Origin of the sequence: Streptomyces sp. ITFR-6 (assembly GCF_031844725.1) — a bacterium.
GTDB lineage: Bacteria > Actinomycetota > Actinomycetes > Streptomycetales > Streptomycetaceae > Streptomyces.
In genome coordinates, this window is record NZ_CP134612.1 from 574,953 (window position 1) to 595,912 (window position 20,960).

At 71.9% G+C, this 20,960-nt stretch carries 15 protein-coding genes and 3 pseudogenes; 12 read left to right on the forward strand and 6 right to left on the reverse strand.

Annotated features, from left to right (window positions below; translation table 11 throughout):
• Window positions 1–205 precede the first annotated feature (205 nt).
• The 3 genes from RLT59_RS02445 to RLT59_RS02455 all read left to right on the forward strand — a co-directional run bounded on the left by RLT59_RS02445 (window position 206) and on the right by RLT59_RS02455 (window position 4,526).
• A complete protein-coding gene (locus RLT59_RS02445) occupies window positions 206–2,725 on the forward strand; it encodes a glycoside hydrolase family 3 C-terminal domain-containing protein (RefSeq protein WP_311301818.1) in 2,520 nt (839 codons plus the stop codon).
• Between the two features lie 8 nt (window positions 2,726–2,733).
• Window positions 2,734–3,843, forward strand: a complete 1,110-nt coding sequence (locus tag RLT59_RS02450; RefSeq protein WP_311301819.1) for a LacI family DNA-binding transcriptional regulator — start codon at window positions 2,734–2,736, stop codon at window positions 3,841–3,843.
• A gap of 119 nt (window positions 3,844–3,962) precedes the next feature.
• Window positions 3,963–4,526 (forward strand): hypothetical protein, encoded by a 564-nt coding sequence (locus RLT59_RS02455; RefSeq protein ID WP_311301820.1) that lies wholly within the window; start codon window positions 3,963–3,965, stop codon window positions 4,524–4,526.
• 15 nt (window positions 4,527–4,541) lie between these two features.
• On the opposite strand, the gene RLT59_RS02460 is transcribed toward RLT59_RS02455, so the two are convergent.
• Window positions 4,542–5,900: an ROK family transcriptional regulator gene (locus RLT59_RS02460; RefSeq protein ID WP_311301821.1), complete on the reverse strand. Its 1,359-nt coding sequence runs from the start codon at window positions 5,898–5,900 to the stop codon at window positions 4,542–4,544.
• 145 nt (window positions 5,901–6,045) lie between these two features.
• Between RLT59_RS02460 and RLT59_RS02465 the strand changes: the two genes are divergently transcribed.
• The 5 genes from RLT59_RS02465 (at window position 6,046) to gndA (ending at window position 12,584) form a co-directional block, all read left to right on the forward strand.
• Complete coding sequence (locus tag RLT59_RS02465; RefSeq protein ID WP_311301822.1) at window positions 6,046–7,359, forward strand: ABC transporter substrate-binding protein; 1,314 nt, start codon at window positions 6,046–6,048, stop codon at window positions 7,357–7,359.
• A 9-nt stretch (window positions 7,360–7,368) separates the two neighbouring features.
• Entirely contained in the window at window positions 7,369–8,379 is a 1,011-nt protein-coding gene (locus tag RLT59_RS02470) for a carbohydrate ABC transporter permease (protein ID WP_311301823.1), read from the forward strand.
• A 61-nt stretch (window positions 8,380–8,440) separates the two neighbouring features.
• Window positions 8,441–9,280 carry a carbohydrate ABC transporter permease gene (locus RLT59_RS02475; RefSeq protein ID WP_073734574.1) on the forward strand — a complete coding sequence of 280 codons (840 nt, stop codon included), beginning with the start codon at window positions 8,441–8,443 and terminating at the stop codon, window positions 9,278–9,280.
• Window positions 9,281–9,300: 20 nt separating this feature from the next.
• A complete protein-coding gene (locus tag RLT59_RS02480; RefSeq protein ID WP_311307589.1) occupies window positions 9,301–10,659 on the forward strand; it encodes a GH1 family beta-glucosidase in 1,359 nt (452 codons plus the stop codon).
• 485 nt (window positions 10,660–11,144) lie between these two features.
• Window positions 11,145–12,584 (forward strand): NADP-dependent phosphogluconate dehydrogenase, encoded by a 1,440-nt coding sequence (gene gndA, locus RLT59_RS02485; RefSeq protein WP_311301824.1) that lies wholly within the window; start codon window positions 11,145–11,147, stop codon window positions 12,582–12,584.
• Window positions 12,585–12,602: 18 nt separating this feature from the next.
• Here gndA and RLT59_RS02490 read toward each other — a convergent pair whose 3' ends face one another.
• Together RLT59_RS02490 and RLT59_RS02495 are read right to left on the reverse strand one after the other, a co-directional pair.
• On the reverse strand, window positions 12,603–14,282 hold the full coding sequence (locus RLT59_RS02490) for a sigma-70 family RNA polymerase sigma factor (RefSeq protein WP_311301825.1): 1,680 nt from the start codon (window positions 14,280–14,282) through the stop codon (window positions 12,603–12,605).
• Between the two features lie 128 nt (window positions 14,283–14,410).
• Window positions 14,411–15,105, reverse strand: a pseudogene (locus RLT59_RS02495) (type 1 glutamine amidotransferase domain-containing protein).
• A gap of 240 nt (window positions 15,106–15,345) precedes the next feature.
• Between RLT59_RS02495 and RLT59_RS02500 the strand changes: the two are divergent.
• The 4 genes and pseudogenes from RLT59_RS02500 to RLT59_RS02515 form a co-directional block, all read left to right on the forward strand.
• Window positions 15,346–15,984, forward strand: a complete 639-nt coding sequence (locus tag RLT59_RS02500; RefSeq protein ID WP_311301826.1) for an HAD-IA family hydrolase — start codon at window positions 15,346–15,348, stop codon at window positions 15,982–15,984.
• A gap of 152 nt (window positions 15,985–16,136) precedes the next feature.
• On the forward strand, window positions 16,137–16,892 hold the full coding sequence (locus tag RLT59_RS02505; RefSeq protein ID WP_311301827.1) for an MgtC/SapB family protein: 756 nt from the start codon (window positions 16,137–16,139) through the stop codon (window positions 16,890–16,892).
• 180 nt (window positions 16,893–17,072) lie between these two features.
• Window positions 17,073–18,017: pseudogene (locus RLT59_RS02510) on the forward strand (Dyp-type peroxidase).
• A pseudogene (locus tag RLT59_RS02515) lies at window positions 18,017–18,694 on the forward strand (family 1 encapsulin nanocompartment shell protein); the annotation flags it as partial. The pseudogenes RLT59_RS02510 and RLT59_RS02515, both read left to right, overlap by 1 nt.
• A gap of 450 nt (window positions 18,695–19,144) precedes the next feature.
• On the opposite strand, the gene RLT59_RS02520 reads toward RLT59_RS02515, so the two are convergent.
• The 3 genes from RLT59_RS02520 to panD form a co-directional block, all read right to left on the reverse strand.
• Window positions 19,145–19,768 carry an arylsulfatase gene (locus RLT59_RS02520; RefSeq protein WP_311301828.1) on the reverse strand — a complete coding sequence of 208 codons (624 nt, stop codon included), beginning with the start codon at window positions 19,766–19,768 and terminating at the stop codon, window positions 19,145–19,147.
• A gap of 62 nt (window positions 19,769–19,830) precedes the next feature.
• Window positions 19,831–20,193 (reverse strand): GNAT family N-acetyltransferase, encoded by a 363-nt coding sequence (locus RLT59_RS02525; protein ID WP_311301829.1) that lies wholly within the window; start codon window positions 20,191–20,193, stop codon window positions 19,831–19,833.
• 30 nt (window positions 20,194–20,223) lie between these two features.
• Window positions 20,224–20,649, reverse strand: a complete 426-nt coding sequence (panD, locus tag RLT59_RS02530) for an aspartate 1-decarboxylase (RefSeq protein WP_311301830.1) — start codon at window positions 20,647–20,649, stop codon at window positions 20,224–20,226.
• Window positions 20,650–20,960 lie beyond the last annotated feature (311 nt).

Sequence of the window (20,960 nt, forward strand, 5' to 3'; positions counted from 1 at the left end):
ACTTGGCTCCCCCACTGACAGTAGGACACGTCGCAAGCGGTCAACTTATGTGCTGACAACGGGTGATGACAAGAGCGCGACCGGTAACCCGCCTCGACCCCCGCGCAACCGTTCCCCATTGACACGGCCGACGTCGGCCAGCGACGCTGGCCCAGGCACGACGGGAGAGCGCTCTCCGGCTAGGGGAACGCTTGGGTGAAGGGACATGGTCGTCATGACGGACGAAGAGATCGATCCGCTGCTGGAGAAGCTCGACGCCGCGCAGAAGGTACGTCTGCTGACCGGCGGGAGCACCTGGCGCACCCACCCCGAACCGGCTGTCGGACTGCGCGCCCTCACCCTCTCCGACGGCCCCGCCGGGGTGCGCGGCGAGACGTGGGACGAGCGCGAGACCTCGCTCGTGCTCCCCTCCCCGACCGCGATGGCGGCCGCCTGGGACGAGCGGCTGCTCACGGATCTCGGCGCGCTGCTCGCCGCCGAGGCCCGCCGCAAGGGGGTGGACGTGGTCCTCGCCCCGACCCTGAACCTGCACCGCTCCCCGCTGGGCGGGCGGCACTTCGAATGCTTCTCCGAGGACCCGCTGCTCACCGGGCGGACCGGGGCCGCGCTCATCAGGGGCATCCAGTCCGGCGGGGTCGCCGCCACCGCCAAGCACTTCGTCGCCAACGACGCCGAGACGGACCGGCTGACCGTGGACGTCCGCATGGACGAGCAGACCCTGCACGAGGTCTACCTCGCCCCCTTCGAGGCCGCGGTGGAGGCCGGGGTCTGGGCCGTGATGTCGGCGTACAACAAGGTCGACGGCGTGACGATGTCCGCGTCCGCGCTGCTGGAGAGCCCGCTCAAGAGCGCATGGGGGTTCGACGGGACCGTCGTATCGGACTGGGGAGGCGTGCGGACCCTCCTGGACACCGCCCGCTCCGCACAGGACCTGGTGATGCCCGGACCCGACGGCCCCTGGGCGGCCGGCCTGCTCGCCGCCCTGGAACGGGGGCTGGTCCCCGCGGAGGTGATCGACGACAAGGTGCGGCGGCTGCTGCGGCTGGCGCGACGCGTGGGCGCGCTCGGCTCGACCGGTCCGGTACAGCGGCCCGCGGTCGCCCCCGCCGCCCGGCGCGCCCTGCTGCGCCGCGCCGTCGCCGCCGGTTCGGTGCTGCTCCGCAACGACGGGCCGCTGCTCCCGCTCGATCCGGCGGCGCTGCGCTCGGTCGCGGTGATCGGCCCGCACGCCTCGGCCGTACGGATCCAGGGCGGCGGCAGCGCGGAGGTCTTCCCCGACTCCGTGGTGACTCCGCTGGCGGCGATCCAGGAGGCGCTGGGCGGGGACGTGCGGGTGACCTACCGGCCGGGACTGCCGCCGTCGCCGCTGCCCCGGCCCCTCGGCCGGGACTGGTCGCGCGACCCCCGGTCCGGGGAACCCGGCGTACTCGTACGGCTGTTGGACGCGAGCGGGGCCGAACTCCACGCGGAGCACCGGCTGTCCGGCCGGATCGTGGAGCCCTCCGTCACGGTCGAGGGCGCGGCCGCCGTGGAGATCCGGGCGCTGGTCCGGCCGCCGGTGGGCGGGGTGTGGACCTGGGCGGTGGGCGGCTGGGGCGACATCTCGCTGTCCGTCGGCGGCCGGGAGGTGCTGGCCGGGACCTTCCCGCTGGACAGTGACGATCCGACCCGGGTCCATGTCGCGCCGCCCGAGCACGGCACGCGGACCGAACTCGCGGCGGGCGAGGAGGTGGAGGTGGTGGCGCTGCGCTCGCTCGCGCCGCGTTCCGGAGTCGCGACGATCCTCGCCGCCGCCCCGCCCGCCGGGGACGCACCCGCCGCGCTCGCGGAAGCCGTCGCCGCCGCACGGGCGGCGGAGGTCGCGGTGGTGGTCGTGGGGACCACAGAGCAGAGCGAGTCCGAGGGGCACGACCGCGAGAGCCTCGAACTGCCACAGGGGCAGGACGCGCTCGTCCGGGCCGTGGTGCGGGCCAATCCGCGCACGGTGGTCGTGGTCAACTCGGGCGGCCCGGTCGCCCTTCCCTGGCACACCCGGGTGCCCGCACTGCTGCTCGCCTGGTTCCCCGGGCAGGAGGCCGGCAGCGGGCTGGCGGACGTACTGTTCGGCCGGGCGGAGCCGGGCGGCCGGCTGCCGACCACCTGGGGCGCCGCCCAGGACGACGTACCGGTGCTCGACACCCTGCCCGGCCCCGACGGGCGGCTGCGCTACGAGGAGGGCCAGCACATCGGCTACCGGGCCTGGCTGCGCTCCGGCTCCACGCCCGCCTACTGGTTCGGCCACGGACTGGGCTACACGGACTGGGAGTACGAGGAGCTGACGGCCCCGGCCGGGGCACGGGCCGGGGAGCCGTTCGACGTGCGGGTCCGGGTACGCAACTCGGGCCGCCGGTCCGGCCGCGAGGTGGTCCAGGTCTATCTCGCCAGGAGCGGGTCCTCCGTGGAGCGGCCGGTGCGCCGGCTGATCGGATACGCGGCCGTCCGGGCGAGGCCGGCGGAGAGCGTGGTCGCGGTGGTGCGGGTGTCCGGGCGGGCCCTGGCGCACTGGTCGGCGGAGCGGCACGGCTGGGAGACGGAGCCCGGCGGGTTCACACTGCTGGCCGGACGCTCGGCGGGCGAACTGCCGCTCAGCGCGACGCTGACGGCGACCGGGCCGGCACCCTCGCCGGGCGCAGGTGTTCCGGACCCTTCGCACCACGATGGAGAGCGCTCTCCGTCGGTGCTATAAATGCGCTCATGACGGATGATCTGCGCTCGGCCGGTACACCCACCCTGGAGGATGTGGCGAGGGCGGCCGGAGTCTCCCGCGCCACCGTCTCCCGGGTGATCAACGGAGTACGCAATGTCGATCCGGTGATCCAGGAGGCCGTGCGCCGGGCGGTCGCCAGCACCGGATACGCCCCCAACCGCGCGGCGCGCTCCTTGGTGACCCGGCGCACCGATGCCATCGCGCTGGTGGTCTCTGGCGCCGGGGTGGAGACCGAACCGGCGGACGGGGTACGCCCGTCCGGCTCCGGGTCCGCGGAGACCGGCGAGCCCGACAGCGGGTCGGCCTTCACCGCGCAGGTGTTCGCGGACCCGTTCTTCGGCCGGGTGGTGACCGGGGTGGTCAACTACCTGCGGCCGCGAGGCATGCATCCGGTGCTGATGTTCGCCGAGACGTCACGGGCCAGGGAGGACGTGGTCTCGTTCCTCCGCCAGGGCAGCGCCGACGGCGCCCTGGTCGTCTCGACGCACGCGGAGGACCCGCTGCCGGGTCTGCTGACGGACGCGGGGCTGCCCGCGGTGCTGTACGCACGGCCGGCCCGCCCAGTCCGGATCAGCTATGTCGACCTCGCCCACCAGGACGGGGCGCGGCTGGCGGCCGAGCATCTGCTGTCGCGGGGCTGCCGCCGCATCGCGACCATCACCGGGCCGCTCGACGTGCCCGCCGGGCAGGAACGGCTGGCGGGTTTCCGCGACACGATGACGGGGCTCGGGCACCCGTACATCCCGATCGCGGAGGGGCAGTTCACCCAGGAGAGCGGCGAGGCCGCGATGGAGCGGCTGCTGGTCGAACATCCCGATGTGGACGGGGTGTTCGCGGCCAACGACCTGATGGCGGTGGGCGCCTGCCACGTCCTGCGGGAACACGGGAAGCGGGTGCCGGAGGACGTCGCGGTGATCGGATTCGACGACAGCAGCGCGGCGTCCGCCTGCCGCCCGCCGCTGACCACGATCCGGCAGCCCGTCGAGGCGATGGCCGCCGAGATGGCCCGGCTGCTCATCGAACGGCTGGCGAAACCGGACGGGGCGACGACCTCCGTGATCTTCGAACCGGCGCTGGTGGTGCGGGACTCGGCGTAGGAGCTGTCCGGCGCGAGGACACTTGGTGCCGCGGCGCCGTTCGGGGTTGCGCGATCACGGCCGCCGCGGAAAGTATCGGGCGGTCGCCGCGTCATCGTGCCACCTGATCGGAGTCCCCTGTGAGTCTGGCCGACCGGATACTCCCTCTCGCGGGTGTCGCCCTCGGGGCGCTCATGTCGTACGTGATGACGAGCCTGAACGAGCGGACCAGGTGGCGCAGGCAGCAGGCCGTGCGGTGGGACGAACGCCGGTTGACGGCCTACGCCGAGTACGCCCACGCCGTCAAGGAACTGGCGGCCGGTTACCGGACCCTGGCCGTCGCTCGCGGCCTGACACCGGGCCCGGCGTCTCCGGAGCCGGCCCCCGGCATGCTCGTGGAGCTCGGCGCGCTGGAGTCCCGCCGGTCCGCGCTCTCCGAGACGCTCGCGCTGCTCGGTGACACCGAGGCGAACACCGCCTCCAAGACGCTGGACCACTGTGTGTGGCGGCTGGAATCCCTGGCCCGCGGGATCCCCACGGAGGCCGAACAGGACTGGGACCAGGCGTATCTGGAGTTCCGCCAGGCTCGGGACCGCTACGTCGCGCGCGCTCGGGCCGATCTCGGCGTCCCGGGGGCCGTGGCCCGGGACGTGGTCTGGCCGGCCGCGTGGCGCCCCGCGGGCCGGTCGCCGCCCTCGCCATGAACGGTCCACGCCCCCTCAGCCCGTCGCGTCCGAAGCGGTCTGCGGGTACTCCCGCTTACGTACGGCGTCCGCGGCGGTCCGGAATCCCGGTGCCGGGGCGGCGGGCCGGGGCTCGGGGGCCGGGCGGCTGCCGCCTCTGGCGAGGAAGTCGGCCAGCGGGAGCGTCGCGGCGCCGACCGTGACCGCGTCCGGGCCCAGGCGGCCCATCTCGATCGTGGTGCGGGCCGCCGCGTGCCGCAGGGCGTACTCCTGGGCGTAACGGCGGATGTCGGGCAGCAGGTGCGGCCCGATCAGCAGGCCCGCCCAGCCGCCGAGCAGGATGCGCTCGGGCAGGAAGAGGTTGATCAGGTCTCCCAGCGCCGCGCCCAGGCATTCGGCCGTCTCGTCCAGGAGTGACACCGCAAGCGGGTCGGGCTCGCCGCCGGGGCCGGGGTAGGCGGCGGCCAGCAGCGCGGCGAGCGCGGTCTCGTCGTCGGCGTCGTCGGCGAGCGGGCCGCCCGCCTCGCGCCAGCGCTCGCGCATCGCCTCCGCGCCCGCGTACGCCTCCAGGCAGCCGATGGAGCCGCACCGGCAGCGGCGTCCGCGCAGCTGAACGGTGGTGTGGCCCCATTCGAGGGCCATGCTGCTGCGGTCCTCGTCGAGCAGGTCGCCGTGGTTCACGCAGGCGCCGACACCGGAGCCGATGAGCGCGATGGCCGAGGCTCCCGCGCCCCGGCCGCCGCCGAACCACATCTCGGCCTGGCCCAGTGTCTTGGCGCCGTTGTCGATGAAGAACGGGACCTCCGGCGGGACCCGGACAGCTGCGCGGAGCAGCTGTTCGAAGGGGACGGCGCTCCAGTCGATCGTCTGGCCGTGGACGACGGAGCCCACATCACCGACGGCACCGTCCGGGGCGTCCCGCTCGATGATTCCCGGGACGCCGATCCCGATGCCGAGCAGCCGGCGCGGATCGGCCCCGGCGTCGCGCAGCACATCGGCGACCCCGCTGCGGACGTGGCCGACGATGCGGCTGACGTCGTAACCGTGCTGGGCCAACAGCCTTTCGGTACGGGCGAGTTCGGTGAGGGAGAGATCGAAGAGCTCCACCCTGATCCGGGTCTCCCCGATGTCGATGCCGATCAGGAGACCGCCCGAGGGTGCGACGCGCAGCAGCGTGCGGGGGCGGCCGCCGTCGGAATCGACGACTCCGGCCTCCTCCAAGAGGCCTTCGGCATCAAGTTCCGTAACAACGTTGCTGATGGAACCCGAGCTCAGCCCGGTGGCGGGACCGAGCTCCTGGCGGCTCAGCGGGCCGTCGAAATACAACCGTTGCAATACCCTTGCCCGGTTGCCCCGTCGCAGGTCACGCACGGTCCGTCTGTTGCGCTCAGCCATGTGGCTCCTTCCCTTCCCGCAACATACCGTGACCGCGGGACTTGACGCGACCTTCTCTCAGCTCTTAAATCACGTCATAAATTAAGTCCTGAAGACCGTTCGGTTCTCGAACACGGCCTTCCTCCCCGGAAAGGGGCCATTCAGCATGCGCAACGTCAGAGCCGCAGCAGCAGTCACCCTCGCGATCTCCATCGCCGCCGGCGTCACCGGCTGCGGAGGCGGTTCGTCCGCCTCGGGCGGCAGCAACGATTCGCCGAAGACCCTCACCTACTGGGCGTCCAACCAGGGCCCCAGCATCGAGGCCGACAAGAAGATCCTGACCCCCGAGCTGAAGAAGTTCGAGAAGCAGACCGGCATCAAGGTCAAGCTGGAGGTCGTGCCCTGGGCCGACCTGCTCAACCGGATCCTCGCCGCCACCACGTCCGGTCAGGGCCCGGACGTGCTGAACATCGGCAACACCTGGTCGGCATCGCTTCAGGCGACGGGCGCGCTGCTCCCCTGGAACAAGGAGAACTTCGACGCGATCGGCGGCCGGGACCGCTTCGTCGAGTCGGCGGTCGCCTCGGCCGGCGCGGAGGGCAAGGACCCCTCCGCGGTGCCGCTGTACTCCCTCGCGTACGCCCTCTACTACAACAAGAAGAGCTTCGCGGAGGCGGGCATCAGCAAGCCGCCGGCCACCTGGGACGAGTTGGTCGCGGACGGCAAGAAGCTCTCCAAGGACGGCAAGTGGGGGCTGGGCGCCGAGGGCTCCAACCTCTCCAACAACATCCACCAGACCTTCGTCCTGGGCCAGCAGCACGGTGCGGACTTCTTCGACAAGTCCGGCAAGGCGACCTTCACCTCCGACGGTGCCGTCGCCGCCGTGAAGCAGTACATCGACTTCATGGCCAAGGACAAGATCATCGCTCCGGGCAACGCGGAGTACGCGCAGAACCAGTCCCTGACGGACTTCGCCAAGGGCAAGACCGCGATGGTGCTATGGCAGGCCGCCGCCTCCACCTTCGCCTCCCAGGGCATGAAGCCCGAGGACTGGGGCGCGGCGCCGGTCCCCGTCGCCGCCGGTACTCCGGGCACCGGCAAGAGCACCAACTCCATGGTCGCCGGCATCAACATGGCGGTGTTCAAGAACACCAAGAACATCGACGGCGCCAAGAAGTTCGTGAAGTTCATGACCAGCGACGCCGAGCAGAAGCTGCTCAACAAGACCTACGGATCGATCCCGCCGGTCAAGACCGCCCAGGCCGACAAGGCGTTCTCCGCACCCGACCTCGCGGTACTGCGCGACACGCTGGCCAAGAGCGCGGCCCCGCTGCCCCAGGTGCCGAACGAGTCGCAGTTCGAGACGGCCGTGGGTACGGCGGTCAAGGAGCTGTGGGCCGACGCCGCAGCCGGACGCCCCGTGACCACCGAATCCGTCAAGGCGCGCCTCGAAAAGGCCCAGCAGACGATGCAGCAGTAAGGCTTCCTCATGACCGCCACCGTGACCACCGACAGCCGGACGGAAAAGTCGGACAGGGTGACGAGCCGGGGCAGCGGGGGTGCGCGCAGGAGGCTGCCGCGCATCCCCGACCGGATCCGCCAGGGCGGACTGCCCTATCTCCTGCTCCTGCCGGCCGTCCTGCTCGAACTCCTCGTCCATGTGATTCCGATGATCATCGGAATCGTGATGAGCTTCCGCCAGCTCACGCAGTTCTACATCAACAACTGGGGCGGAGCGCCCTGGAGCGGCTTCGACAACTACAAGATCGCCGTGGACGTCAACGCCCCGATCGGCGAGGCGCTGCTCCACTCGTTCTTCGTCACCTGCGTCTTCACGTTCTTCGCCGTCGGCCTGGCGTGGCTGTTCGGGGTCGCGGCGGCGATCATGCTGCAGGAGAACTTCCGCGGCCGGGGCTTCCTCCGGGCGATCTTCCTGGTGCCGTACGCCCTGCCGGTCTACGCGGCCGTCATCACCTGGGCGTTCATGTTCCAGCGGGACAACGGCCTGGTCAACCACGTGCTCCACGACCAGCTCGGGCTGACCGACCAGCCGTCCTTCTGGCTGATCGGTGACAACAGCATCTACGCCCTGACCATCGTCTCGGTCTGGAAGGGCTGGCCGTTCGCCTTCCTCATCGTGATGGCGGGGCTCCAGAACATCCCGCGCGAGCTGTACGAGGCCTCCGCGATCGACGGCGCCGGCATCTGGCAGCAGATCCGCAAGATCACCCTGCCCGCGCTGCGCCCGGTCAACCAGGTCCTCGTGCTGGTCCTGTTCCTGTGGACGTTCAACGACTTCAACACCCCGTACGTGCTGTTCGGGAAGGCAGCGCCGGAGAACGCGGACCTGATCTCGATCCACATCTACCAGTCGTCGTTCGTCACCTGGAACTTCGGCACCGGATCCGCCATGTCCGTCCTGCTGCTGCTCTTCCTGCTGCTCGTGACGGCCGGCTACCTGCTCATCACCTCACGCGGAAGGAAGGGCGCCGATGCCTAGCCAAGCCCAGTCGGCCGTGGCGCCCGGGGCGTCGAAGTCCCGGGCCCGGAGGCGGTCCCCGATGGCCGCTCCGCAGTCCTTCCTCTGGACCCGCCGCGTCATCCTGACGTTCCTGGCCGCCTTCGCGCTGCTGCCCGTCTACGTGATGATCAGCAGTTCGCTCAAGCCGCTCCAGGACGTCTCCGGAAAGTTCCACTGGATACCGTCCGGGCTGACGGTCCAGCCGTACTTCGACATCTGGGACACCGTCCCGCTGGCCCGGTACTTCGTCAACTCGCTGGTCGTGGCGGGTTCGGCGACGGTCCTCTCGGTGATCATCGCGGTGTTCTCCGCGTACGCCGTGAGCCGTTACAAGTTCCGCGGCAAGCGCGTCTTCACCGTCACGGTGCTCTCCACCCAGATGTTCCCCGGCATCCTCTTCCTGCTCCCGCTGTTCCTCATCTTCGTCAACATCGGCAACAGCACCGGCATCGCGCTGTACGGCTCGCGCGGCGGACTGATCCTCACGTATCTGACGTTCTCGCTGCCGTTCTCCATCTGGATGCTCATCGGCTACTTCGACTCGATCCCGAAGGATCTGGACGAGGCCGCCCTCGTGGACGGCTGCGGACCGCTCGGCGCCCTGTTCCGGGTCGTCGTGCCGGCCGCCGTGCCCGGCATCGTCGCGGTCGCCGTGTACGCGTTCATGACGGCGTGGGGCGAGGTGCTCTTCGCCTCCGTGATGACCAACGACACCACCCGCACGCTCGCCGTCGGTCTGCAGGGCTACGCCACACAGAACGACGTCTACTGGAACCAGGTCATGGCCGCCTCGCTCGTCGTCAGCGTGCCGATCGTCGCCGGCTTCCTGCTCCTGCAGCGCTACCTGGTCGCCGGCCTCACCGCGGGAGCCGTCAAATGACCACTTCGGAAAGGAAGTCCGTGAACGACCTCAGCGCCCTGCCCGCCGACTTCACCTGGGGCGTCGCCACCGCCGCATACCAGATCGAGGGAGCCGTGGCCGAGGACGGCCGCGCCCCCTCCATCTGGGACACGTTCTCCCACACCCCGGGCAAGGTGGCCGGCGGCGACACCGGCGACGTGGCCTGCGACCACTACCACCGGGTGCCGCAGGACATCGGCCTCATCAAGGAGGTGGGGGCGGGCGCGTACCGCTTCTCCCTCGCCTGGCCCCGGATCGTCCCGGGCGGCGACGGCCCCGTCAACGCGGCCGGTCTCGACTTCTACGACCGCCTCGTCGACGGCCTCCTCGACGCCGGCATCACCCCGTTCGCCACGCTCTACCACTGGGACCTGCCGCAGGCGCTCCAGGACCGGGGCGGCTGGACCGTACGGGAGACCGCGGAGCACTTCGCCGCGTACACCTCCGTCGTCGTGGACCGCCTCGGCGACCGCGTCAAGGACTGGGCGACCCTGAACGAGCCGCTCTGCTCGGCCTGGATCGGCCACCTCGAAGGCACCATGGCGCCCGGTCTCACCGACCTGACCGCCGCCGTCCGGGCCTCGTACCACCTGCACCTGGGACACGGTCTCGCCGTCCGGGCGATCCGGGCCGCGTCCCCGGACGCCCGCGTCGGCATCGTCAACAACCTCAGCCCGGTGGAGGCCGCCACCGACCGCGAGGCGGACCGGGCCGCCGCCGTGCGCGGCGACGGGCACACCAACCGCTGGTGGCTCGACCCGATCCTCGGACGCGGCTACCCGCAGGACATGGTCGACCTGTACGGAGTCGAACTCCCCGTCCAGGAGGGCGACATGGAGCTCATCTCCGCACCGCTCGACTGGCTGGGCGTCAACTACTACTTCCGCCAGGTCGTCACCGCCGACGCGACGGGCCCCGTCCCGCACGCCAAGCAGGTCTATCTGCCCGGCTCCCGCCACACCCACATGGACTGGGAGGTGCACGCCCAGGGCCTGGAGCAGCTGCTGTTGCGCCTGACCGAGGAATACGGCGTCGAGCGCCTCTACGTCACCGAGAACGGCTCGGCGTACCAGGACGTCGTCCTGGCCGACGGTTCGGTGCACGACCCGGAGCGCACCCAGTACCTGGAGGAGCACCTCGCCGCCTGTGCCCGCGCCGTCCGCAAGGGCGCGCCGCTGGCCGGGTACTTCGCCTGGTCGCTGCTGGACAACTTCGAGTGGGCGTACGGCTACGACAAGCGCTTCGGCCTGGTCCACGTGGACTACGCGACGCAGCGCCGCACGGTCAAGAGCAGTGGCCGGCGCTACGCGGAGCTGATCCGTGAGGCCACCACGGGCCGTTCGGGCAGGGCCGCCTGACCCCGGCCGGCCCTGGTGGCCGGCCTGTCTCCGGCCGCGGCGGACGACCGCCGCGGCCGGAGGTTTCGCGTTTCCACGGAATCCTTCCGCCGGGCTCCGGCCGGGTCCGGTTCCGGGCATGAGTCCGCGGTGGTCATGGATTTCCATGACCACCGCGGACTTCCTCACCGCACCGACAGCGGGGATGGGACGGTGCGGGCGGGCTGCGGGACCGGCGGACGGGCCCGGGTGTGAACCCGGCCGGGAGAGCGCTCTCCCAACCGGAACCAGTGTTGCGCCGCCGCTCAGCGAGTGTCAAGACGAGCGAGCGGGGCACCGGAGGGAACGGAGGACGGTGCGAGGCGCCCGGGAGGGCGGCGCGCACCCGCCTGCCCGGCTGAACAGGCCGTCCGCCGGGCCCGTATCCATACTGGAATAACGCGACATCCCGGCGCCGCGACACCGCAGCGTCCCGGCCTCCCCCGACAGATTGCAGGAGCACCCAGATGAGCGGCACCGCGCAGATCGGCGTCACCGGGCTCGCGGTGATGGGCCGCAACCTCGCCCGCAACTTCGCCCGCAACGGCTTCACGGTCGCGGTGCACAATCGCACGGCGGCGAAGACCGACGCCCTGGTGGAGGACTTCGGCGACGAGGGGACCTTCGTCGCCGCGCACACGCCGCAGGAGTTCGTCGAAGCGCTGGAGCGGCCCCGGCGCCTGGTCGTCATGGTGAAGGCGGGCGAGCCCACGGACGCGGTGATCCAGGAGTTCGCGTCGCTGCTGGAGGAGGGCGACGTCATCATCGACGGCGGCAACGCCCACTTCGAGGACACCCGGCGCCGGGAGAAGGAGCTGCGCGAGCGCGGTATCCACTTCGTCGGCGCCGGCATCTCCGGCGGCGAGGAGGGCGCGCTGAACGGGCCGAGCATCATGCCCGGCGGCAGCGACGAGTCCTACGCCTCGCTCGGGCCGATGCTGGAGAAGATCTCCGCGAAGGCCAAGGACGGGGCACCGTGTGTCACGCACATCGGCCCGGACGGCGCCGGTCATTTCGTGAAGATGACGCACAACGGCATCGAGTACGCGGACATGCAGCTGATCGGTGAGGCCTACCAGCTGCTCCGCGACGTGGCGGGATACTCCCCCGCACAGATCGCGGACACCTTCCGTACCTGGAACACCGGGCGCCTGGACTCCTACCTCATCGAGATCACCGCGGAGGTCCTCTCCCAGGTGGACGCGGCGACCGGCAAGCCCTTCGTGGACGTGGTGCTCGACCAGGCGGAGCAGAAGGGCACCGGCCGCTGGACCGTGCAGATCGCCCTGGACCTGGGCGTTCCCGTCTCCGCCATCGCAGAGGCCGTCTTCGCCCGCTCCGTCTCCGGCCACGCCGCGCTCCGCGAAGCCTCACGCCACCTCGCCGGACCGACCGCCCGCGAACTCGGTCAGGACGAGGCAGCGGCCTTCGCCGACCAGGTCGAACAGGCCCTGTACGCCTCGAAGATCGTCTCCTACACGCAGGGCTTCCACGAGATCGCGGCCGGCAGCGAGACGTACGACTGGGACATCGACCTCGGCAGGGTCGCCGCGATCTGGCGCGGCGGCTGCATCATCCGGGCCGCGTTCCTCGACCGGATCACCAGCGCCTACGAGGCGCAAGACCGGCTGCCGAGCCTGCTGGCCGACAAGAGCTTCGCCCAGGAGATCGCCGCCGCACAGGACGACTGGCGCGCGGTCGTCGCCACCGCCGTCACCCAGGGCGTCCCCACGCCCGCCTTCGCCGCCACCCTCGCCTACTACGACTCGCTGCGCGCCGAACGCCTGCCCGCCGCGCTCACCCAGGGCCAGCGCGACTACTTCGGCGCCCACACCTACCGCCGGGTCGACCGCGAAGGCGTCTTCCACACCCTCTGGGGCGGCGACAAGACCGAGGTCGAGAACTGACGGACGAGCCGGACCGGCTCACATCTTCGCGCCGAAGTCCTGGGTCCACCACGGTCCGCCGGGTCCCTGGTGGATGCCGATGCCGATGTCCTTGAAGTCACAGTTGAGGATGTTGGCGCGGTGGCCGGGGCTGTTCATCCAGGACTCCATCACCGATTCGGGAGTCTGCTGGCCCCGGGCTATGTTCTCGCCGTACGTCGACCAGTGGTAGCCGGCGTCGGTGATGCGGCGCCCGGGGTCGGCGCCGTCGGGGTTGGTGTGCTCGAAGAAGTCGCGGGCGGCCATGTCGTCGGAGTGCCGCAGTGCCGCGTCCGCGAGCTGCGGGTCCTCCTTGACCGGTCCGCATCCGGCCGTCGCCCGCTCCTGGTTGACCAGGGCGACGACCTGGGCCGTGTCGCCCTCGGGGGCGGGCCGGTTGGCGGGGGCACTCGGCGGCGGTACGGGCGTCTTCTTCGGCGCCGGGGCGACGCTCTTGCGCGGTGTGCGGGCCGGAGGTGCGGAGGCGCTCCGCTTCTTGTTCCTGGACTTGGACGGTGAGGCGGAGGCCGAGGGTGAGGGCGAGGCGGACGCCGGCGACGGCGATGAGGTGGTGGCGGGGCTTCCGGACGCCGTGAGATCCGTGATGGGCTCCGCCGACGTGCTCGACGCGCTGTCTCCCCCGGCCCCCGCCCCGGGCCCCAGGGACGCGTACCAGAGGCCCCCGCCGGTCATGCACGCCACCACCACCGCGCCGCCGACCGCCCGGCGCTGAATCCGGCGCCGCCGTCGGGCGGCGGCGCGGGACGGGGTGCGTCCGCCCGTGTGCCGCCCGCCCCGCGAGCGGTGCCGGCCCGTCCGGGCGGCTGTCGCGCCGTCGCCCGGCCCGGTGTCGAGGGCGTGTGCGGCGGCGACCGGTGCGGTGTCGTCGCCGCCGGGCCACAGCGCGAGGAGCGCAGCGGGCACGGCGACCAGCGCCGGCCCGGCCAGCAGTCCCTCTGCGGGCATCAGGCCGCTCCACAGCCCGGAGCACCGGAAGCAGTCACGGGCGTGCCGGGCTATTCGCTTGCGCCACAGCGCGGAGGGGCGGCCGTCCCAGGTCGCGCAGACGCCGCGGAGTTCCTCGCACGGCGGCTGCGCGCCGAGTGCCCGCACGACGACGCGGGCCGTCTCCAGCTGCGCCTTCATCCGCTGCACCCGGACCGCCGCGTACTGCGGGGAGAGGTCCAGCGCCTCGGCCACCTCGGTCCGGGTCAGCTCCCCGGCGCACTCCAGCCACCACAGCGACAGCAGGCCCCTGTCGTCCGGCTCCAGCCACCGCGTCGCGCACGCCGTCTCCCGGCGCTGGCCGGACAGCTGCAGGCGCATCATCGTCAGGTCGACGAAGTCGGCCCCCGGGTCAGCGATCTCCCCGGCCTCCTCCAGCGTGCCGGGCGCGATATCGCGGTCCCGCCAGTGCGCACGTATCTGGTTCATCGCGATCGCCACCAGCCAGGAGCGGAAACTCTCCGGGGTGCGCAGACCGCCGAGGCCGTCCAGTGCGCGGAGCATGGTCTCCTGCACCACGTCGTCGACGTCCGCGGAACCGTTCAGCGCCCGGCCCACGATGTTGTAGACGAGCGGGAGGTACGCACTGGCCAGTGCGTCCTGCGCCCCCGCGTCACCGTTGCGCACGGCGATCACCAGGGGCACCGGATCCACCGTGTGGTGATGACTGCTCATGAATTAGGTCCCTGTCCTGTAGGCCGCCGATGATGCCCGATGACTGGGAGACCGCAGAGGGCGGCCGGGATATCAGTTCCTGGGAGCGGAGTTTCCGGTCCGTGTTCCGGAGCGGACGGCCCGACGGCTCAGCCGAGCTTCTTGAGCAGCTCACCCGCGAGCGGGGCGGCGGAGGCCGGGTTCTGGCCGGTGACCAGATTGCGGTCGACGACCACGTACGGGGCCCACGGCTCGCCCTCCTGGAAGTCGGTGCCGATCTCCACGAGGCGGTCCTGGAGCAGCCACGCGGCCTTGTCCGCGAACCCGGCCTGGCTCTCCTCCGCGTTGGTGAAGCCGGTGAGCCGGTAGCCGGCGAACGCGTTGGTCCCGTCGTCCTTCGTGGCGGCCAGCAGGGCGGCCGGGGCGTGGCAGACGATGCCGAGGGGCAGGCCCGAGTCGAGCGCGCCGACCAGCAGCCTTCGGAGTCCGCGTTCACCGACAGGTCCTCCATCGGGCCGTGGCCGCCGGGGTAGAAAACCGCCGCGTAGTCCGCCAGGTCCACGTCCGCCAGGTCCAGCGGCTGCTGGAGTTCGCTCATGGAGGCGAGGACGCTCGCCACCCGGTCGGCGTTCTCCTGGCCGTCGTTGAACTCCGGGGCCAGGCTCCCCCGGTCGACGGTCGGCACCACGCCGCCGGGGGTGGCGACGACGATCTCGTACCCGGCGGCCTTGAACCCCTCGTACGGGGCAACGGCCTCCTCGGCCCAGAAGCCGGTCGGGTGCGGAGAGCCGTCGGCGAGGGTCCAGTGGTCGGAACCGGTCATCACGAAAAGGATCTTTGCCATGTCACATCTTCCGCAGGGCCCTGGCGTCGGCCGCCCGGGACGCTTCGCGCGATTTCGCGCCTACGGACCCGACCGTACGGTGCGCACCCGCCGGAGCCCGGCAGGGGCGGCTACGGTGGGGCGCGCGAGAGCCATGGGGTGACATGGGTGAGGCAGACGGCGGGGGCGCCGCAGGCCGCCGGGCCAGGTCACCGGTCAGAAGACGGCGCGTGCCGTCGTTCAGCGGACGGAGAACCGATCATGCCCGCCCAACTCATCGACGCGGTGCTGTGCGACATCGACGGCGTGATCCGGCACTGGCCCGCGCAGGATGCCCTCGAAGACGCACACGGACTGCCCCGAGGCGCACTCGCGGCTGCCGCGTTCGCCCCGCGACGGTTGCTTCCCGCGATCACGGGCGAGGTGACCGACGAGCAGTGGCGGTCCGCCGTCGCGGCCGACCTGACCACGGTCTGCGGCTCCGCGGACCGGGCCGGGGCCGCGGTCGCCGCCTGGGCCGGGCTCGTACCGCTCGTCGATCCGGAGGTGGTCGCGCTCCTGGCCTCGGTCCGGGAGGTGGCGCCGGTGGCTCTGGTCTCCAACGCCACCACAAGACTGGAGCTGGACCTCGGCCGGCAGGGCCTGAGCGGGGTGGCGGACGCCGTCGTCAACACCGCGCGCATCGGCGTCGCCAAGCCCGACCCGAGGGTCTACCGCATCGCTGCCGAGCGCGTCGGGACCGTGGCGGGGCGCTGTCTGTTCGTGGACGACACCGAGGCCAACGTGGCCGCTGCCCGGCGGGAGGGCATGAGCGCGCTCCACTACCGCCGGCCGGAGGACCTGCGGGCCGCCCTCGCCCCGCTGCTCGACGGCGCCGGCTCCCGGGCGCCACAGAGCTGACGAGCCGTAACGCGCCCCGGGCCGGGTGAGGGCGGCCGGTACGGTGGAGCATCGCGCCGCCGCAACCGTCGCGCCGCCCGGCACGGCGGAGTGACGGCGCTCTCCTTCCGGCGGCCGGCTGCCCGGAAGGTCCCCAGGGGATCGGAGGCTCTGTGGCAATCGACATCAATGAACCGTTCGGCCAGAACTGGACGCACGCGGCACAGTTCGGCATCGCGTTCGGGCTCTCCTGCGCGATCGGGATCGAACGCGAGATCCGCCAGAAGGCGGCCGGCCTGCGCACGTACACGATCGTCGGGCTCGGGGCCGCCCTGTTCACCCTGGTCAGCAAGTTCGGCTTCTCGGACGTACTGGTCACCGGACAGGTCGAGTTGGACCCGTCCCGGGTGGCGGCGCAGATCGTCTCCGGGCTCGGGTTCATCGGCGGCGGTGTCATCTTCGTCCACCGCGGCTCGGTCAAGGGACTGACCACGGCCGCGTCGATCTGGCTGACCGCGGCGGTCGGCTGCGCGGCCGGCGCGGGGCTGCCGGTCCTCGCCACCCTCGCCACGCTCGCCTACTTCCTGGTGTCGTACGGCGTCCGCCCGCTGGCCCACCGGCTGCCGGCGCTGCGCAACGCCTCGATCGGCTACCGGATCACCTACACGGAGGGGGTGGGCGCGCTGCGGGAGCTGGTCAACCACTGCACGGAGGCGGGGTTCGCGATCTCCGAGCTCACCACGCTCGCCGCCGACGGCGAGGGGATGTTCCGGCGCCGTCGCCGGTCCGAGACCGTACCCCCGCCGGAGCGGACCGTCGAGGTCGCGCTCAGCGTGCAGGGCAGGGGCGATCCGGACGCGCTGATGGCCCGGCTGTCGGGCACCACGGGGGTACTGGCGTGCAGCCGGAGCGACCTCGCCGACGAGTGACCGGACCGGGGCACCGCCCGGTCACGCGGGCGAGGGAGGGGCGCGCACATCGCCCGGTCGGACGCGCCGGGGTGCGGCGCCCCGCCGGATGTGGGTAAGTGGCAGCGGGCCCCGCCGTCCTCACCCGCGCGGGTACCGCCGTGCCGCCTTGTCGCCCACGCCACCTCATGGAGCCACCGCATGCCCGGGACCACCGAGGAAGCGGCCGCGGCGCAGCCCGTCGTCGCACCGCTGACCAGTGCCGCGCTGATCCTGGTCGTCACGATCGAGCCGGGCGGTGAACCCGCTGTCCGCGAGGCGCTGCCGGATCTGGCGGCCCAAGCCCGCTCCATCGGGTTCCGCTTCCCCGGCTCCGGGCTGGCCTGTGTGACCGGCTTCGGTTCCGATGCCTGGGACCGGCTGTTCGCGGGACCGCGCCCCGCCTCGCTCCATCCCTTCCAGGAACTGCGCGGGCCCCGCCACCACGCCCCCGCCACCCCGGGCGACCTGCTGGGCTTCGTCGGCGGCACTGAGAACCCGGTCGGTCCGGACGCGCTCTCGACGGCGTAGGTCGGTGCGGAGGACCCGGACTTCGCGGGCGGCAGTTATGTCGTCGTGCAGAAGTACCTGCACGATCTGACGTCGTGGAACGCGCTGAGCACCGAGGAGCAGGAGCGGGTGATCGGGCGGACCAAGTTCACCGACATCGAGTTCGCCGACGACGTCAAACCCGCCGACTCCCACGTGGCGCTGAACACCATCACGGACCCGGACGGCACGGAGCACGACATCCTGCGCGCCAACATGCCGTTCGGCAGCTTCGGGCAGGGTGAGTTCGGTACGTACTTCATCGGCTACGCCGCCGATCCCGGCGTCACCGAGCAGATGCTCCGGAACATGTTCCTGGGCAGTCCCCCCGGCACCCACGACCGCATCCTCGACTTCTCGACAGCGGTCACCGGCACGCTCTCCCACGCCCCCAGCGCCGACTTCCTCGACGCCCCGCCGCCGTCGCCCGCGTCCGCGGAGGCCGGTGCCGGGGCACTGCCGGAGCCGACGTCCGCGCCGACGGCGCAGACCCTGATCCCGCCGGACTCCCGTGACGGTTCGCTGCACATCGGCAGCCTGCAAGAAAGCGCCCAGTGATGAACAACCTCCACCGCGCACTCGCCCCCATCACACAAGCCGCCTGGGACCAGATCGAGGAGGAGGCCCGGCGCACCTTCAGCCGCCATCTGGCGGGCCGCCGCGTCGTGGACGTCAGCGGGCCGCAGGGCCCGCGGCTGGCTGCCGTCGGTGACGGCCACCTCCGGGAGATCGACCCGCCCACCCCCGACGTGCTGGCCCGCGCCCGCACCTCGGTACCGGTCATCGAGTGGCGGGTGCCGTTCACGCTGAGCAGGGCGGCGGTGGACGATGTCGAGCGCGGCTCCGACGACAGTGACTGGCAGCCGGTCAAGGACGCCGCCCGGACCTGTGCGTTCGCGGAGGACATGGCGCTCATCGACGGCTACGCGGCGGCCGGGATCACCGGTCTGCGGGACGGTTCCTCACACGCTCCGCTGCCGCTTCCGGCGGACGCCCGGGACTATCCGGCCACCGTCAGCCAGGCGCTGACCAAGCTGCGGCTGGCCGGTGTCGACGGCCCCTACCGGCTGTTGCTGGGAGCGGACGCGTTCACGGAGGCGACCGAGACGTCCGACCACGGATATCCCGTCTCCACCCATCTGACCCGGCTGCTCGACGACCAGATCCTGTGGGCGCCGGCGGTGGCGGGCGGGGTGCTGCTGTCCACCCGGGGCGGCGACTTCGAGCTGTGCCTGATCATCGCCTGATCGCAGGCTCGTGCCGGAGGCTCGTAACGGTGAGCCTCCGGCACGAGCACGGAGAGCGGTGGTGTTCGTCGGGCCGCAGGTGGGCCGGGACGGCGGCGGCCGGTCACCCGCGTCGGTCACCCGCACGGCTCAGCCCACCGGTGAGGGCTCCGGCTCCGGCGGCGGCACCGGCTCGGGGTTCGGCGCGGGCGGCTGCGGGATCGGGTCGGGCGAGGGCCCCGGCGGCGTGGGGACGGGCGGCGTCGGCCCCGGCCCCGGCGGCACGGGCTCCGGCTCAGGCAGCGGCTGGGGCGGCCCCGGAATGGGTCCCGGAGTGGGCGCGGGCGGGACGGGGTCGGGAAACGGATGGGTCATCTCGGTCCTCCGAACGGTCTGGGTGGATCTCCTCCACCGTCTCCCGGAGCGGCTGCCCGCGCCCGGCGAGTCCATACGTTCGGCCTACGAAAGATCCGCCAGGCCCGGCCGCGGACTGGAGAGCACCGGAATCCGGGTGACCGTACGGGTGACGGCACCGGCCATGGACGCCTGGGCCAGCACGATCACATCGGCGTCCGCCACCGCGTCTGCGGCCTCGGCCACCAGATCCAGATAGCCGTCGTGCTCGCCCGCCTCGAAGCGCTCCCAGGCGCCCTCGACCAGCACGGTGGGGACCGCGGCCGGACGCCGGCCCGCGGCGTCGGCCTCCTCCGCGATCAGCGCGAGGGTGGGCGCCAGGGTGGCGGCGAGCGCCGCGATGACGGTCACCCGCTCCGCACGGGCCGCGACCGCCGCCATCGGGCGGTCGACCCGCAGCACCGGGACGCCGAGCGCCGGGCCGCGCGACTCCGCGACACCGCCGATCGTCGAGCACGTACAGAGCACCGCGGTGGCCCCCGCGGCGACCGCCCCGGCGAGCACCGCCTCGATCTCGCCCGTCACCGCCTGCGGCCCGCTCTCCCCGGCCCGTTCGAGGAGGCCCTCGTGCACGAGGTGGCGGAGCGCGAGCCCCGGATGGCCGGCGTCGCGCAGGGCGTCGAAGACCGGGACGTGGGCCGGGGAGGTGTGCAGCAGAGCGAGGGGCATGGGCGAAACGCTATCGGCCCGCCACTGGGCACCGTTCTGGCCGGGGCCCCCGACCCCCGGGATCAGTACAGTTCGGGACGCGACGCGAGCTGTTCCTTCGCCCGCTCCACCAGTGCGGCCGGGGCCTGCGGTGCCTCGTCGGGATGGCGCGACGCCCACTTCGCCGCGTACGGGCAGAGCGGTACGACGGGGACTCCGTCGCGGCCCGCCATCGCGTAGAACTCCCTGACCAGGGCGCTCCCGATCCCCTTGCCCTCGTGCCCCGGCTCGACGACCGTGTGTACGGCGACGAGCGCGGCGGGTGCCCCGTCCATCACGAAGTACACGATGACTCCGGCGGCCGCGCCGTCCTCGTACGCGAGCAGCCTGCCCGCCGCCCGGTCGTCACGGATGTCGGGCCCGTCCTGGCCACTCCGGTCCGCCATGTCGGATGCTCCTTCGCTGGGTCGGTCGCTTCAGCGCGCCGCGGGGACGGCGTGCGGGCTGTGCGCGGTGTCGGTGCCCGGGACGGGAGCGGAGGCGTCGGCGCCGAGCGCGACGATCCGGTTCCCCGCGTCGACGTGGACGACGCTGGGGACCAGGCTGCGCGCCTCGGCGTCGTCGACCTGCGCGTAGCTGATCAGGATGACCAGGTCACCGGGGTGGACGAGGTGGGCGGCGGCGCCGTTGATCCCGATGACTCCGGAGCCGCGTTCGCCCTCGATGACGTACGTCTCCAGCCGGGCCCCGTTGTCGATGTCCACGATGTGCACGAGCTCGCCGGGGAGCAGATCCGCGGCCTCCATCAGCTCGGCGTCGATGGTGACGGAACCGACGTAGTGCAGGTCGGCCTGGGTCACGGTGGCCCGGTGAATTTTGGACTTGAACATCGTACGCAACATCAAGGCACTCCCACAAGTAGGCTCCCTGCCCGCATTTTTGCAGGTCAAGGGCTGTTTCGACACCCTACAACTCGTCGCGTGTTCGGGCAGCTCTCCCCAGGTTTTTTCAGGACTCACGCTGAACATGTGCTGACTTACCCGGCACCCCGTCAGGTGGTCGAAGCCCCTCACGGTTTCCACCGTGGTGACGGCCCAAGCGTACGCAGCGCCCCTGAACAACGTCCGCGATCACGGTCATATGAAAGGACTGGCCGGAAGTCGGGCCACGCACCCCAAGGGCCACCTGCGGCGAGCCCTCCTCGCATTTGTCT

What these genes read in the sequence shown, in the direction of transcription:
- RLT59_RS02450 (WP_311301819.1), top strand. Translation starts at nt 2,734, where the DNA reads ATGACGGATGATCTGCGCTCGGCCGGTACACCCACCCTGGAGGATGTG.
- RLT59_RS02525 (WP_311301829.1), bottom strand. Translation starts at nt 20,193, where the DNA reads ATGGCGGACCGGAGTGGCCAGGACGGGCCCGACATCCGTGACGACCGG.
- RLT59_RS02470 (WP_311301823.1), top strand. Translation starts at nt 7,369, where the DNA reads ATGACCGCCACCGTGACCACCGACAGCCGGACGGAAAAGTCGGACAGG.
- RLT59_RS02460 (WP_311301821.1), bottom strand. Translation starts at nt 5,900, where the DNA reads ATGGCTGAGCGCAACAGACGGACCGTGCGTGACCTGCGACGGGGCAAC.
- RLT59_RS02520 (WP_311301828.1), bottom strand. Translation starts at nt 19,768, where the DNA reads ATGCCCCTCGCTCTGCTGCACACCTCCCCGGCCCACGTCCCGGTCTTC.
- RLT59_RS02490 (WP_311301825.1), bottom strand. Translation starts at nt 14,282, where the DNA reads ATGAGCAGTCATCACCACACGGTGGATCCGGTGCCCCTGGTGATCGCC.
- RLT59_RS02500 (WP_311301826.1), top strand. Translation starts at nt 15,346, where the DNA reads ATGCCCGCCCAACTCATCGACGCGGTGCTGTGCGACATCGACGGCGTG.
- RLT59_RS02475 (WP_073734574.1), top strand. Translation starts at nt 8,441, where the DNA reads ATGGCCGCTCCGCAGTCCTTCCTCTGGACCCGCCGCGTCATCCTGACG.
- panD (WP_311301830.1), bottom strand. Translation starts at nt 20,649, where the DNA reads ATGTTGCGTACGATGTTCAAGTCCAAAATTCACCGGGCCACCGTGACC.
- RLT59_RS02445 (WP_311301818.1), top strand. Translation starts at nt 206, where the DNA reads ATGGTCGTCATGACGGACGAAGAGATCGATCCGCTGCTGGAGAAGCTC.
- RLT59_RS02465 (WP_311301822.1), top strand. Translation starts at nt 6,046, where the DNA reads ATGCGCAACGTCAGAGCCGCAGCAGCAGTCACCCTCGCGATCTCCATC.
- gndA (WP_311301824.1), top strand. Translation starts at nt 11,145, where the DNA reads ATGAGCGGCACCGCGCAGATCGGCGTCACCGGGCTCGCGGTGATGGGC.